Annotated in this window: 17 protein-coding genes; 11 read left to right on the top strand and 6 right to left on the bottom strand. The window is 56.5% G+C overall.

Features of this window, described 5'->3' with window-relative positions:
- Positions 1-658 precede the first annotated feature (658 nt).
- The 8 genes from CLV74_RS10835 to CLV74_RS10805 all read left to right on the top strand — a co-directional run bounded on the left by CLV74_RS10835 (position 659) and on the right by CLV74_RS10805 (position 6,210).
- Complete coding sequence (locus CLV74_RS10835; protein WP_106264521.1) at positions 659-1,132, top strand: hypothetical protein; 474 nt, start codon at positions 659-661, stop codon at positions 1,130-1,132.
- A 148-nt stretch (positions 1,133-1,280) separates the two neighbouring features.
- Positions 1,281-2,324: an AraC family transcriptional regulator gene (locus tag CLV74_RS10830; protein ID WP_106264519.1), complete on the top strand. Its 1,044-nt coding sequence runs from the start codon at positions 1,281-1,283 to the stop codon at positions 2,322-2,324.
- 91 nt (positions 2,325-2,415) lie between these two features.
- Positions 2,416-2,580, top strand: coding sequence for a hypothetical protein (locus CLV74_RS22820; protein WP_170108025.1), 165 nt, complete (start codon positions 2,416-2,418; stop codon positions 2,578-2,580).
- The gene (locus CLV74_RS10825; RefSeq protein ID WP_106264516.1) at positions 2,577-2,945 is read left to right on the top strand and encodes a hypothetical protein; all 369 of its coding nucleotides are present in this window, start codon (positions 2,577-2,579) and stop codon (positions 2,943-2,945) included. The genes CLV74_RS22820 and CLV74_RS10825 overlap by 4 nt, the downstream gene beginning before the upstream one ends.
- An 11-nt stretch (positions 2,946-2,956) precedes the next feature.
- A complete protein-coding gene (locus tag CLV74_RS10820; RefSeq protein WP_106264514.1) occupies positions 2,957-3,805 on the top strand; it encodes an NAD(P)H-binding protein in 849 nt (282 codons plus the stop codon).
- Between the two features lie 96 nt (positions 3,806-3,901).
- On the top strand, positions 3,902-4,327 hold the full coding sequence (locus CLV74_RS10815; RefSeq protein WP_106264512.1) for a MarR family winged helix-turn-helix transcriptional regulator: 426 nt from the start codon (positions 3,902-3,904) through the stop codon (positions 4,325-4,327).
- A gap of 174 nt (positions 4,328-4,501) precedes the next feature.
- Positions 4,502-5,140: a hypothetical protein gene (locus CLV74_RS10810; RefSeq protein WP_146134934.1), complete on the top strand. Its 639-nt coding sequence runs from the start codon at positions 4,502-4,504 to the stop codon at positions 5,138-5,140.
- Between the two features lie 71 nt (positions 5,141-5,211).
- Positions 5,212-6,210, top strand: a complete 999-nt coding sequence (locus tag CLV74_RS10805) for an aldo/keto reductase (protein WP_106264508.1) — start codon at positions 5,212-5,214, stop codon at positions 6,208-6,210.
- Between the two features lie 4 nt (positions 6,211-6,214).
- On the opposite strand, the gene CLV74_RS10800 is transcribed toward CLV74_RS10805, so the two are convergent.
- Positions 6,215-6,409 carry a hypothetical protein gene (locus tag CLV74_RS10800; protein ID WP_146134933.1) on the bottom strand — a complete coding sequence of 65 codons (195 nt, stop codon included), beginning with the start codon at positions 6,407-6,409 and terminating at the stop codon, positions 6,215-6,217.
- Between the two features lie 489 nt (positions 6,410-6,898).
- On the opposite strand from CLV74_RS10800, the gene CLV74_RS10795 reads away from it, so the two are divergent.
- Positions 6,899-7,312: a hypothetical protein gene (locus CLV74_RS10795; RefSeq protein WP_106264504.1), complete on the top strand. Its 414-nt coding sequence runs from the start codon at positions 6,899-6,901 to the stop codon at positions 7,310-7,312.
- A gap of 100 nt (positions 7,313-7,412) precedes the next feature.
- On the opposite strand, the gene CLV74_RS10790 is transcribed toward CLV74_RS10795, so the two are convergent.
- The 3 genes from CLV74_RS10790 to CLV74_RS10780 all read right to left on the bottom strand — a co-directional run bounded on the left by CLV74_RS10790 (position 7,413) and on the right by CLV74_RS10780 (position 10,587).
- Positions 7,413-9,335, bottom strand: a complete 1,923-nt coding sequence (locus CLV74_RS10790) for a PAS domain-containing hybrid sensor histidine kinase/response regulator (RefSeq protein WP_106264502.1) — start codon at positions 9,333-9,335, stop codon at positions 7,413-7,415.
- On the bottom strand, positions 9,307-9,795 hold the full coding sequence (locus CLV74_RS10785; protein WP_106264500.1) for a methanogen output domain 1-containing protein: 489 nt from the start codon (positions 9,793-9,795) through the stop codon (positions 9,307-9,309). The genes CLV74_RS10790 and CLV74_RS10785 overlap by 29 nt, the downstream gene beginning before the upstream one ends.
- A 504-nt stretch (positions 9,796-10,299) precedes the next feature.
- The gene (locus tag CLV74_RS10780; RefSeq protein ID WP_106264498.1) at positions 10,300-10,587 is read right to left on the bottom strand and encodes a hypothetical protein; all 288 of its coding nucleotides are present in this window, start codon (positions 10,585-10,587) and stop codon (positions 10,300-10,302) included.
- 302 nt (positions 10,588-10,889) lie between these two features.
- On the opposite strand from CLV74_RS10780, the gene CLV74_RS10775 reads away from it, so the two are divergent.
- Positions 10,890-11,378, top strand: coding sequence for a LysM peptidoglycan-binding domain-containing protein (locus CLV74_RS10775; RefSeq protein WP_106264496.1), 489 nt, complete (start codon positions 10,890-10,892; stop codon positions 11,376-11,378).
- Between the two features lie 24 nt (positions 11,379-11,402).
- Here CLV74_RS10775 and CLV74_RS10770 read toward each other — a convergent pair whose 3' ends face one another.
- Positions 11,403-12,239, bottom strand: a complete 837-nt coding sequence (locus CLV74_RS10770) for a DUF6920 family protein (RefSeq protein ID WP_106264494.1) — start codon at positions 12,237-12,239, stop codon at positions 11,403-11,405.
- A 140-nt stretch (positions 12,240-12,379) separates the two neighbouring features.
- Between CLV74_RS10770 and CLV74_RS10765 the strand changes: the two genes are divergently transcribed.
- Entirely contained in the window at positions 12,380-12,988 is a 609-nt protein-coding gene (locus CLV74_RS10765; RefSeq protein WP_106264492.1) for a TetR/AcrR family transcriptional regulator, read from the top strand.
- A gap of 3 nt (positions 12,989-12,991) precedes the next feature.
- Here CLV74_RS10765 and CLV74_RS10760 read toward each other — a convergent pair whose 3' ends face one another.
- Positions 12,992-14,128 (bottom strand): cytochrome-c peroxidase, encoded by a 1,137-nt coding sequence (locus CLV74_RS10760; protein WP_106264490.1) that lies wholly within the window; start codon positions 14,126-14,128, stop codon positions 12,992-12,994.
- Positions 14,129-14,224 lie beyond the last annotated feature (96 nt).

The following is a 14,224-nucleotide window of genomic DNA, read 5'->3' as shown; positions in this document are numbered from 1 at the left end:
GCCGCGCTTTGGGGTGAATCGGGCGCTTAACTTTCGGGACTATATCGCAATCCGAAACATTATGATTACAGCTACGGCCTGATCTCTCCCGCGAATTGCCAGAGATAATGGCCAACAACCAAAAGATTAGCGCAAAAAATCTTTCACCTGCCCTCTGTCTAACATGATGTGTTTTCGCCAGCTTCTCTCAAGAGTTGCGTAAATTCCTGGCATTCAATCCAGCACCACTTACAGCTCACCCCCACCCTATAAAAATGTACGATAAAGCACTGGAATAATCGGGGAAGAGAACTTTATTTGGACGAAATTCGTTAGTTTTTTCTTACCGATTTCCACGCTGAAGATAAGATTTTGGTGCCTTAACCCAACCGGTTGGATGCGCGCTACCAATTGGGTTGTGCCGCATTCATGCAGGCCTGTTTCGCAAATCCGCCACTCACGCGATCCCGAATTTGCGAGAACCGCATCGTAAGATGAGGAGAGGTAACCGCACGCGCCCTCAGGGTATCCCTGCGGGCAATCATGTCAGGCGTAGTTTCGTATATTTTATGAGGAAACCACCGCTTTCCTGCGGCTGACGCGGGCAAGTGCTGTGGATGATGTGCCGTTTAGTTCCGGTTCCCTGCCTTGGTACGGCGTTAAAACCCGGAAAATCCCCATGATCTTTCGCCTGCTGACTGCCCTTTCCTTGCTGATGGCGACTACACCCATCGTAGAAGCCCGCTCGATCATTCCTGACAACAAGTGGAGAGTGATTGACTTTGATCCCGGAGGGGTCGTCGGACATCGTTTCAGGCAGGAAATGAAAGCGGAAAAGGCAGGCGCCGGTTATGTGATCCGTGGCACCTGCGCCAGTATGTGCACCATCCGCCTTGCTTATGTGATCGAGAACCGCCTCTGCACCTACCCAAACGCTAAGTGGAAGTTTCACGCCATCATGCCAATCACCGGTGGCCGTTCGACCACGATCAATGGGACCAACGCGATCCTCAGCACATACCCGCCCGAAATTGCGAGCTGGTTCAAAAAGAATATCGGCTACAACGCCACATTCTCGGCCAAGACCCTGACGGGGCAGGAACTCCATGACATGACCGACGGCACGGTCCCTTTGTGTGGGCAAACCGGCTAATGCTCCCCGAAAGACCGAAATTCTTGGAAAACTGAGCAATTCCGGACCTTCCATGAACACCCAGATCGCCTAAACTTCACCACGACGCGCACAGGGCCAACCATCAGTCCTGTGCGGTTCAAAGCGAGTTTGTGAATCGGGGATGGGTATGTCTGAACCTATGATGGCCGCAGGGTTCGTTGCGGCTTTTCTGGATTATGCGTCGGAGAAAGGCGCACCACGCGGGGCGCTGCTGACGGCCTCGGGCTTACGCGAAGAGGATCTGGATGATCAGGACAACCGCGTGCCCATTGCCGCATATCAGGCGATGATCGGTGCAGGGATCGCAGCCACGCAGGACACCGCACTTCTTCTGCGGCACACGCTGGATACCAAGCTTGAGACAATCTCGATCGTCGGGCAAATCGTGCATACCTCGGCCTCGCTGGCCCATTCGATCGAACAGCTGAACCGCTACCTCCGCCTCATGAGCGAAAACGATGCTGTTGCAGGACAGGATCGGTTTGAACTGCTGGCGCAAAATGGCGAAGCGTGGATTGTCGATCATATGCCCATCGGTGGTTCAAGCGAGGCGCCCCCCTATCTGGCGCTAGAGGCTTCATTCGCACGCTTTATCAGCGAATTCCGCCGGTCTTTCCCCGATCTGACCTTCGAGTTGGAGATGGAAGTCACCTACGGCCCGCCGCCCCATGTTCAGGACTATCCCGACCTGTTCCGCGTCCCTGTCCGATTTAACAGCACCCGAAATGCACTGCGGATCGATCCGGTCTGGCTTAGCGCCGACAGTGCCTTTGAACCAGGGCATCAATATGCTTTCGGCATCTTCACCCGCCACGCGGACGGTCTGCTGCAAGAGCTAGAGCGGTCCGACGGTATCCGAGCCCAGATCGAGGGCCAGATTCTACCTGATCTGCATAAGGGCTCTCTATCTATGGACAAGATCTCACGTGATCTGGGGATGAGCCGCCAAACCCTCTATCGCCGCCTGAAAGAAGAGGGCGTAACCTTCGCTGAAATCCACGACAGCCTACGCGAACGAATGGCGCGGGATTATCTGGCCGCCCGCAAAGTTTCGGTGAATGAAACAGCTTATCTTCTGGGCTTCTCCGAGGCATCATCCTTTGTCCGCGCCTTCAAGCGCTGGACCGGCATGACCCCTTCGGCGTTCCGTGAAGAGGGGGCAGGGGCCTGATCTGAGACCAACCATCAAAGGAATGAAACCAGCGGTCATCCGCAGCGCCGCGAAACACAGATAGGGTCATTGCATAACGAAAGGAATTTCCATGCCCGATATGCTGACCCTCCGCGCCCACCGTTTCAAAGCCCTTCACGCCTTACTCACCGGCGAAACACTCTTCACGCAGCTGGTTAACCGCGACGAACAACCAACTGAAGCAACGCCCAAATTGCCGACACAATGCGTCGCCCATCAAGAGGCTATGTCATGACCATCGCCGCGATTATCTACGCCGCAGCGACCACGCTGCCGATTTCCATGCACTTGGGTCTTATCGCAGGTGCGCCTTGGGGCCGTTTCACGATGGGCGGACGCTTTTCCGGCCGCTTGCCCGCCGTCTGGCGGGTGCTTCCGTTGGTGCAAGCCGCTCTTTTGATCGCAATGTCATGCAGTGTGTTGCAACGGGCAAATCTGCTGGATCTATCCCTGCCAAGCTATGCCTTTCCTCTGACGTTGATCTTGACCTTTGTGACCCTGATCGCGAACAGCTTTAGCCCCTCGCGCCCCGAGCGGCGCCTCTGGACGCCCGTCACTGCCGCGATGGCGCTCTCAGCGGCCGCTGTTGCGTTCCCTTGAAAGGAAATCCGATGCAATCCGTCTTCATCGCCGGAGCCACCGGCTACCTTGGCCGCTATCTTTGCGCCGAATACGAACGCCGCGGCTACTACGTTACTGCCCTTGTTCGTGACAAATCCCGCGCCCGTGACATCAGCGCCAGCGCCCTGATCGAGGCTGAGGCCACCCGTCCCGACACGCTTGCTGACACTATGGAAGGGGCCGATCTGGTCGTCTCGGCCCTTGGGATTACACGGCAAAAGGATGGGCTGACCTATCGTGACGTGGATTTTCAGGCAAACCTCAACCTTCTACGCGAAGCCGAGCGGGCAGGCGTGTCGCGGTTTGCCTATGTTCATGTGCTGAACGCCGACAAAATGCGACATGTCCCATTGGTTGCCGCGAAGGCCGATTTTGTGGATGCACTACAACGGTCTCCTATCGCCTCAACCGTGATTGCGCCATCGGGCTATTTCTCGGACATGCAGGACTTTCAGAAGATGGCGCAAGCGGGCAGGGTATGGCTGTTCGGCACAGGGACCAACCGGATCAATCCAATCCACGGTGCCGATCTGGCCGCCGCAATTGCCGAGGAAACAGACACTGGCACCCCATGGCTGAATGTGGGCGGCCCCGATACCTTCACCCATCGGGAATTGGCAGAGCTGGCCTTTGACTGCATCGGCAAGACGCCCCACATTACCTATCTGCCCGATGGGATCAGACGGGCGGCTCTACATGTCCTGCCATGGGTCACGCCACAAAGCGTGAGTGGGCCCATACAGTTCTTTCTGACCGCAATGGCAATAGATATGGTAGGCCAATCTTTTGGAACCCGCCACTTAGGTGATCATTTCAAAGCGGTCGCAGAGACCCGCTGAACAGCGATCCCCGCAAGCCGTGGGCGAACTTTCAAAACGATGTACATTCGATGGCCGCACGCCTAGAACCATTCAAGTCTTGTCGCAGAGGGGCCTATGGAAGCTCAAAAGATGATCGGCCACATGATCCGCCGCTTACATCAGAAATCCACACAGGTTTTCACCAAGCGGATGACCGATGCGGGCCACGATCTGACCGCCGTGCAATTCTCTGCCCTTGATGCGATCCACAGCCTGCCGGGGTCGGATCAGGCAACCATTGCCGAAGCCATCGCCTATGACCGCGCCACGATTGGCGGCGTCATTGACCGCCTTGAACGCAAGGGCCTTGTCCAGCGGTCCGTCAGCCCCAAAGACCGCCGCGCCCGTGTGCTGCACCTGACCACGGCAGGGGAACGCCACTACAAAGACGTCCTGCCGGTGATCATTGACCTACAAGACGACATCCTGTCCGGCCTAACGGACGAAGAGCGTTCGCTGCTTGCGCCGCTGATCCGGAAGACAGTCTTCCACGACACCTAAGCAAAAAAGGTTATATCGCTTAGTCTTACGGATAGGACGCCCCCACACCGGCTGTTGCGGCGCAGTGCGCTAGGGTACTGTGTGGCAATGCGGCCCGTGGCAAGCCCACCTTGCCAAGGGGCGCGCCTTATTCCTGTGCCCTGTACCGACCCATCGCAGCGAAACGAGATGCCCATGGCTCCGAAGAATGATCTGGCGCTAGTCCTTTACACCAAGGATGATGACTATCTGCTGAAAGCCGACGGGACCGAGGCCCCTCTGGCTCTGGACGAGCGCACGCGCATCTTGATGGGCGTGATGGAGGTGCTTCAGGCGAACAACTTTGCCCCGACCGAGATCGCAGCAGCCCTGCAACGGGTCACTGAGCGCAACCTTGCGCTTCGGGCCATTGACGCGAACCAGCAACCGCCCCTCACGACGCCCCAAGCGCTTGAGCATCTGTCAAACGCGATCCTGCGCCATCTGGACAATGCCTATGCTCCAATGGCTGCCGCCCACGAAGATGGCCGCCGCGTGGTCGAGAACACCTGTACTATCTTTGGGGCTGTGACCAATCTGAACGAAATTGCCCCGTCCCAGAAAGCCCGCTGGCAATACGGGGCAGGGATCTCGCGCGAGGATCTGGCGTCCATCGGGGGCGACACAGCCATCGCGCAAGATATCCGCCGCTTCTTTGCCCTCTCGGTTGCGGCACTACGGGCGGCACCGCCGAAAGACCGCGACCTGTTGCTCATTGCCGTGCGCATCGTATCCGATGCTTGGGAAATCATCGGCGACGATCTGTGCGAGGCGCTGGCCTGCGCCTCTGCCTGACGGATTTTCCCTAGCCACAACGGCCTTGCTTGTGTTCTCTGGTCCTGACCAACCAAAGGACATAAGGCACCATGCAGCAGCGCAAATTTGGACACAGTGGCAGAACCGTTTCATGTATTGGTCTGGGAGGCATGAGCTTTTCCGACTTTTACGGCGCCACATCACAGGAAGAGTCCTTCACCGTGATGGATGCCGCGCTGGAGTTGGGCATCGACCATATCGACACCGCCAACATCTACGGCATGGGCCGGTCGGAAACGGTGATCGGCAATTATCTCAAGGCCCGCGGCGGCGAAAACCCGTTTTACATCGCCACCAAAGGGGCGATCACCAGCGATCCCGAGACCGGCCAGCGGTGCTTTGACAACTCGATGTCTCACCTGCGCAAAGAGCTGGAAGGCAGCCTGACGCGCCTCGGGTTAGAGCAGGTTGACCTATACTACATCCATCGCCGCGACACGCGTGTCCCGATCGAGGAGCTGGTCGAGACTCTGGTCACCTTCAAAAAAGAGGGCAAAATCGGCGGGTATGGCTTGTCTGAAATCGCCCCATACACTCTGCGACAGGCCGCAGCGATCCATCCTTGCGAAGCGGTCCAGAACGAATATTCCCTGTCCACGCGCCTGCCAGAGCTCGGGATGCTGCAAGAATGCGACCGCCTTGGCACCGCCATGGTTGCCTTCTCGCCCGTTGGGCGCGGTCTGCTGACAGATACTCCGCCGACTGCGGACCGGATCGAAGGTAACCCGTTCCTTGGGGTAAACCCGCGCTTCATCGCGCCCCACTATGCGGCGAACTTAGAGAAAACCGCGCAGTTCCAACGCCTTGCCGCCGAGATGGGCTACAGCACTGCCGGTCTGGCCAATGCTTGGGTCTTGGCGCAGGGCGAACAGGTCATCTCGATCCCCGGAACGCGGTCGGTGACCCACCTAAAGCAATTGGTGGAAGGTGTCGAAAAGCCCCTTGGCGCCGCCGAACTGGCACGGATCGAAGAGGTTCTGCCCGTGGGGTGGGCTGCAGGTGATCGATATTCGGTTGCGCAAAATGATGGGCCAGAGCGCTACTGCTAAGCCCTCAGACGATCAAAAACGAGGCCAACAAAGCGGCACCTAGAAACGCCACCGCCAAGCTACGAATTAGCGGGCGGTGGACGGCTTTGTATTCGAACCGCACGTCGCCCGGGTGATAGCCGTAGTGCCGCCCCGAGCCACTAAAGGAGTCAGAATAGGAGTCGCGCGTCCGCGCAATTCCCATGGATACGTTGTCCATTCTCACACCTTTTCGCGCCCGCGCCATAAAAGCTGTCCTTCATCTAGCAGCACTTGGTTCTCGTAAACCGAGTTTGGAGCAATTGCTCTCATAAATATATAGAACGTTACGGTTATGGTTTCCTAGCCCACCTATTCGTTGGGGTAGGCCATTGTTTTGATGGTCAAAAACATCCTCTCGACACATATGAAAGCTAAAATTTGTTAATTTTTAATTACAAATTGAGAGAAATTTATCTGAGAATCGCTTTTCTACGCGACTACTGCCCCCATGCGCTAATTTCTTGAAACAATGGTAAAATTCCACTGATTCACACGGCCAATCCAGCCACCAACGTAGAGACAAGTGATCGAAATACGGCCTCTACTACCCATTGGGGTACATTCATCAGCGTGCTCGATATGCCTATAAGTATACATAGATTTGCAAGTTCGTTTTTTACCAAATGCAAACCCTCTCCCTGCTAGACAAAGAAACGGAACGAACAACGTGACACAGATTATCATCGCCGATGCCAACCTTCTGGATGCCGAACTGCTGTCCTATGCCCTGCACGCACGGGACTATCGCCACATCACGATCGCCAGTTGCTTTGATAGCCTGCTGACCGCTATGGATGCTGCAACGTCGATGACAACACTGGTCGTATACGAAGACGTCTTGGGTGGGGCAGATTGGGACGGGATCGAATTGCTGCGCGAAGTGGCACCCACAAGCCAGATTCTTGTCCTTGGCAACGAAGTCTGCGCAGAGCGCATCGAAAAAGCCATTAGCAATCTGGTGTATTACGCACCGAAAACGCTCTCGGCTGCGGCGATGATCGGTCATATCGAGATGATTGACCGAACACGTATCGCTAATAGCGTATTCACGCCCCTAGCGTCTGTGGCCGCAATCGCCTGAGCTTTCAGGCAAACGGATTTCTGCCACGGGTCCGAACGTATTCGCAATCAGTCTAACGGGCGGCCTTGTGCCGCCATTAGCTTTGGCTCAAAGGCCGCCCTCAGGCCTTCAAACGGGCGACAATTTCTTTGATCTCGGCAATCTGGATTGGCTTGATCAGAACACCATCCATTCCCGCCGACATGCAATCCCGATGGGATTTCGGGTCCGCATGGGCTGTGACCCCGATTATCGGCAGTTCCGGACCGTGTAGCGCTCGGTAGCGTCGCGTCGCTTCCAGACCATCCATTTCGGGCATACTCACATCCATGAAAACCGTATCAAAACTGTTGGTATTCATGGCACTAAGGGCTTCTTTCCCGTCCCGCGCAAAGCTGACATCACAGTCCTGCCTGTCCAACGTCATCCCCAGAACCTGCCTGTTGGTCGCGTTATCATCCACCACCAGAACCTTGGGGGTCGTCAAGACAGTACGCAAGGGCGCTTGCGCTCTACCGTCGTTCAGCATTTCGGCAAGGGGCAGGGACAGACGCACCGTCATAACCGAGCCCACACCGATCACCGATTTCGCCTCTAGGCGGCCATCCATCAACGCCACAGCCTTGGCAACGATTGCCAAACCAAGCCCCGCGCCATCAAACGCGCGACTATAACTATGCTCGCCAATCTCGAATTCTGCGGTCAATCTCTCCAGATCGTCACTGTCAAAGCCCGCGCCGGTGTCACTGACACGGATCAGCACCTCTACGCGGCGTGCCGACCTTTGTTCCATCTCGATGTTCAGACCAATACGACCATCGTGGGTGAATTTCACCGCGTTATCTATCAGATTGTAAACGATATCCCGCAGAAGCGCCGGATCGCAAAACACCCGCCGATAGGACGGCCCCAAGAGGTGCACATCAATCGCATTGCCCCGATCATAGGCATCTTCTTCGAAATGTTGAACAAGGTCCTGCGCGAACTGATCCAATCGCATCGCGGCGGGGCGAGGCGCAAAATCCCGGACATCAAGGCGCGTATACTCCAGAATGCGCTCGACCTGCGCCAGAACCTGATCGCCAGAACGCTGCGCGAGCGAAACCAGTTCATCCGCAACCGAATTCTTCGCGACCTCATCATTCAGCAATTGCAATGCGGCCAGCGTGCCATTCAGGGGTGTGCGCAACTCGTGGCTCATCACACTGAGGAAACGCTGCGTGGCCTCCGTCTTTGCGGTGAGAACCTCACGGCGACGGTTGGCCTCGTCGGCAAGCTTCAAGGCGCGCTCTAAAGCACGTCTTTCCGTTATGTCACGGAAGACCAGCACCGCGATTTTGCCGTCAACGGTCTCGGTTAAAGCAGCCGATATCTCGACCTCCAGCCGCTGACCATCACCTATTAAGATGGTGCGGTCATAGTAGCCGCCCCCAGCCTCTGTATCCGCCAGTGCCTGCGTCAGATGGGTGGCGCAATCGCCTTGGCCACCAAAAATCGCGGCAAGGTGGGCGTCTGGCCCAACCATTGCGGTCAGCGCGGCGTTGCGCACCAGAACCTGCCCGTTCAAGTCACAGACCAGAACGCCTTCGGCGATCGTATTGAAAATTCGCCCAAAGACCTTTTCGTCCCGCGATGCCTCAGCCAAATGCTGGTTTTGCGCATTGATACGGTCGGTCAAACGGCGGAAGCGATGGGAGATCTTATCCGCATCAATCCGGATGACCGCCAAGGGTAAGTAGCCTTCCAAGCGGACCGCCGAGATCGTCGCCTTTACCCCTGCAATCACCCCTTCGGGCGTTTCAAACTGCAAGCGACGTGGCACCGCCTGACTGCTGCGCATAGCAAAATGCACGGCGGCAGTGTTCACCTCGGACGAAAGAGCCGCTGCCAAACCCTGATCCAGAAACGATTGGGCTTTATTGTTTGAATAGATCAACCCACCGCCCATTGTGACAGCAATCACCGGCGAAGGGTCCCCCTTCAGAAAGGCTGAAACAAGATCGGCGGGAACGACACTAGGGCTGCGCATAGTACTCCCGTCCATGGCCTTCCGCCTCTTTTTCGAAATGAACTGTCACACGGCACATTCCGTCGCCAGCAGCGATCGTCTTTTCCAAATCAACACGGGCATAGCCGTTGGCCTCTGCGGCGATGAACCCGAAAACGTTCGACGTCATCATGCAAAGCGACTGGCGTCCCTCGACCCGGTCCCCGAAGGGGCAGGCGCCATTGCAGAATGTTGTGCTCTTGGCGCTTCGGCTTTCGATACGGAAGGTTCCCCCGATCCGATCCTTCAAATCCACCAAAAGATCGGGAACGTCAGCGCATGTAATCGGGTCGGTCCGTTCGCTTTGATAAGCGTTCCAGATCCTTTCGCCCATTAATGCGCCAACGACAGCGAAATAGCCCTCTGCCTCATCCAGCCCGACGACATCCTCAAGCGCACCGGAAATGTCCCTCAGCATGTCGCGAAAGAAAATATCTCGTGCTTGGTCTGTTGCCATTGACGGCTCCTTGCGCACTCGCGCCTGTGGTGATCAGGGGAAAAATTCGCAATCGAACAAAACATTTCTGCCTTGAGACCGAGCGGCCATCTCTCACAGCCGAAGGCAGGCGGCCGTGAACAAAGCGGCACAACGCTGGACCAAGAGGATCTGCGCAAGCCGCCGTTAAATCGTACAGTTTATTAACGCGCAAAACACGGCACGAGTTTCACCGCAAAGCGCGAGAAATGATAGGAAATGTGATAAGAACTACCCTCTTTCGGGTATATCGATGCGAGTCTGGCGCCCCCATCGCCCCATTCCCGTCCGACTGACAGCAAAAAACGCGCATGTTCGTCAAGGCAAGCACAGTGCAACTTGCGTCAAAGACCCTTCGCAACCATCTGATTTCAGGCCCATTCGGCAACAGCATACTGATCAAAGAAATGGCCCGCTCTTTTCCAAAAACAGGCCAGTTGCACATCCAAAGACTTTTTCAAAGCGCCCCGAGACGCAGGATTATCCTCAGCGGCGGCGGGCACCGCTTCGCGACTTGGCGGGTGTGCCACTTAGGCGTTTTGCGTTGCTTTCCACCGCTTTTTTGATCGGAGACAGCCCTTCGGTCGTTGCCGCCGCCCAACCTTTATTCTCGGCCAAGGCCCAAGCGGATTTTTCTGCGCCGCGCATGAAGGCCGACGGCTTTTCCATTACCATCCGTGTCGCTTCGCCAGGGGTCATGGTGCCAAGGCTCATTTGCAGCACACGCATCTGCATGACCGATGCGGCAGAGACCGACACCTCGTAAAAGGCCATTGCAGCTGACTGCCATTGTAACGCTGTGTGAAGTATAGGTCCGAACATAAAAAGAGCCTCCTTGAGACTTTGCTGCACCGCAGCATAATCTAGTGCGTCCGTATCTCCAAAGCAAATATTTCCCACACAAAAGGCTGTGACTGTATCTTCTTTCGTGTCGCGCTTTCGACGCCCCGATGAATAACGCCGTTCACCGCATCTGGCACGCCGAAAATTGTTAAGGATTCCTCGCCTTATCAGGCGGCGCCGATTGCGACACACTTTGACATAGTGTTGTCACCAGCCAAAGCGGAAGAGGGCCCATGTATCCCACAATCAACATCCAGCAACCGCAACCCTATGATCTAGTGGCCCGCACAATCCTGATAGCGGGCAGCGCCGCAGCATTCGAAGGGACACTGACCGCGACGCTCACCGACGGTCACGACGAAGTTCGCAGCTTTCTGCAAGTCGGCTCGATGGGGATCAAACAGTTTCAAGGCCAGATCGAAGTGCCAACCCATGCCGCCTTCAAGCTACCTAGGCTGTTCCTGACCCTTGCCGATGATACAGGGAACGAAAACGGCGCTTCGGTCACTATGCCGATCCTTTTCGGACCGTTGATTTTGCCAGAGTACTCGGGCTGGCATCCCTATGTGGTGAAAGCAGGCGATACTTTGATAAAGATCGCCCGCGATCAATATGGCACCGATAATTATGGGCCGATATTTGCAGCCAATCAGGACGTACTAGCCAGCCCCAACCTGATCAAAGTGGGCCAGCTGCTGCGAATTCCGCGCAATGACATCTGACCCTACCGCCACGCTACACCCAGCTTATTCAAAGCTGATATCGGTAATCTCGCCGTCCCAGAAGGGATATCGCTGCCCTCCTGCGGCGCGAGAGATTGTGAAGCGGTGCGGGATGCGTTGTCCCTGCACCATGCGGTAGTCTCCACGCGCTACATGCTCGCCCGAACCATGATAGGGCAGGGTCAGGTCGCCGTCCTCTTCAGCCATCATAGCAACCATCGCACCCGAGAAATCAAATTCCGCAACCATGCTGGCCTCTTCCCCATCGGCGCGGACTATGGCCCGCGCGTGGGTCGCATCGATGGCCTGCCATGTGACAGGGCCACCAGGCAAAAGGGCGGCCGGATATAGGGCACTTTCCAGCAACCAGCGACGCAAGGAAATCCGGTTCAGCAAAGGCGTCTCACGCTCGTCCACCACAGTCAGAGCCGACAGAATCCGCGCCTTCATCACCATTTTACCTTCGGCGAAATAATCATAGGCCCGCGCCCAACCAACGCCGAAGATCGGAGTTGTGGCCGAGAACATCAATGCAGGGGTCGTTGTTGCAATCACCTGCTCTGCAGTCGTGGGCCCAAAGCTATCTGTCCCCGGACGGCGAAACTGCCCCTTGGCACTTAAGCGCACCAAGCGGTCCTGCGGAACGCCTTCGGGGAAAACATAATCAAAATACCGCTGCACCGGTTCTGGCAAAGCCGCAGTCTGAAAGGCAGGAACCGTTGCCTTGGCAGCCAGCGCAGCCACCGCCTGCTGGTTGCCTGCAATCTCGGCCTCGGTCCGTCGGCTTTCAACACCGACCCACAGCGCAACACCTAAACCTGCCACAGCCACACTTGCGGCCAACGTCTTGAACAAAGCCATTACAATCTCCGTTTTCAAATCACAGCCCGCTGGGGCGACACAATGCACGGCTAAACGAATCTCCGTGCCGTACACAAGTGTACACCTCTTGTAGCCATGTGTACACCCATGTACTATCACCCCAGAGAACCGGAGGTCCTATGCCGAACGCACCCCAAGATGCCCGCCGCAAACGGATCGAAGATGCGGCCTTTGATTTGTTGAAAGAGAACGGCTTTCGCAGCACCTCTATGCTGCAAATCGCGAAACGCGCCTCGGCCTCGAACCAGACGCTCTACGGGATGTACCCGAACAAACAGGCCCTCTTCCGCGACATCATCGAACGGAATGGCCAAGCGGTCCGCGAAATGCTGACACAACACATGGACGACACCGCCGCACCACTGGAAACCTTGGAAAAACTTGGCCCGCTCTTGTTGGCCTATGTGGCAGGCGACCGCGCCGTCGTCATGAACCGCGCCGCTGTAGCCGACGCCGACGACACCGGCATTCTGGGCATCGCCATCGAAGAAGTTGGACGCGGCATCGTCTTCCCGCTCATCGCGGGCCTCATGCAACACATCACGGACACCGGAAAGCTGAACTTTGATCTAGGCCCGCAAGAGGCGGCCCAGACCTACGTAAACCTTCTTTTCGGAGAGACCCAAATCCGCCAAGCGCGTGGCGCCGAAGCGCCGCTGACCAAAGGTGAAGCCGCCATCAAAGCGGCCCGCGCCTTTACTCTCTTCTGCCGGCTCTACGCAGCCTAAGGACTATTCGGTCAAAAGGTGCTCGTACCGCTGATCGGTCAGGGTTCTCATAAAGGCAACCAAAGCGTCGATCTCCCGGTCCTTCAACGCATCGCCTTCCATCAACTCTGTCACAGCAAGCGTATCAGGGAAGGGCGCAGGTCCGAAATTCTCGCCCGTTTCGGGGTTAATCTGCCGCGCCTCCGAGCGCGAATTGTGCCTGTTGTAAAACAGCACAACAGTCCGCAGATCCTCAAAAATCCCGTTGTGCATATAGGGCGCGGTGACCGCTACGTTGCGCAGGGTGGGCACCTTGAATTTGCCCGCCTCGGCCATATCCCCCACTTGCGGATGCGCAGACAGCCCCTGATCGGCGGTCTCTAGAGGAACACCATTCATCTCGCGCAACGCATCATTCCGTGGCACGCCGATGTTAAAATACTGATAATTGGTAAAGACCTCACCCTCGGTCGCGGCCAGAGGGTTCAATTGATGGCACAGATTGCAGTTGGTAAACTGCTGCGAGAAAAACAGCGTCTCGCCCAACAATTCTTCGCTGGTCAACTCGGCTTCCCCGCGCAAATAGCGATCATACTTGCTGTCAAACGGCTGGAACAGCGGCATGCGTTCAAAACTGGCCAGTGCAGCAGTCATCGCATCATAGCCACGGTCTGTATCCTCCAGAACACTCGGCCCGAACAATGCATCAAATGCCGCGATGTAATCTGCATTCTCCCTCAAGCGACCGACAACAGCGGCTTTGTCAGTCATCCCCATTTCAATAGGGTTCAAGGGCGGTCCACCCGCTTGATCTTCCAGCGTCGAGGCGCGTCCTTCCCAGAACTGACCACCGTGCCAACGGCCATCCTTATCCTTACCAAACTCCGGCGTCAGCGCCGCATAGGTCAACGTCGGCGCATTCCGGTCGCCGATCGATGCGCCATCATCCCCGATTGAGGCCATCCCCCGAGGGTCCGCAAACCCAGCTTCGGGTATATGGCAACTGGCACAGGCCTGCGTACGATTGGCCGACAAGTTCGTGTCAAAAAACAGCGCCTCACCCAATCCTTCCAAACTGTCCAAAGACGGTTGCGCCCCACCCGCGACCGGAGACACGAACACGCACGCGGAAATCGCCAGAGCAAGATATTTGCGGATCATCAGGGCACCTTCTGTCCAACAGCCTCGCCCTGTTCCAATCACCAATGCAAACCGCATTCAAGGCCACAGCGCTCACATTTCCCTGCGTCCTAAAGC

This window comes from Donghicola tyrosinivorans, assembly GCF_003003355.1.
Lineage (GTDB): Bacteria > Pseudomonadota > Alphaproteobacteria > Rhodobacterales > Rhodobacteraceae > Donghicola > Donghicola tyrosinivorans.
This window is presented reverse-complemented; position numbering and strand designations above follow the sequence as displayed.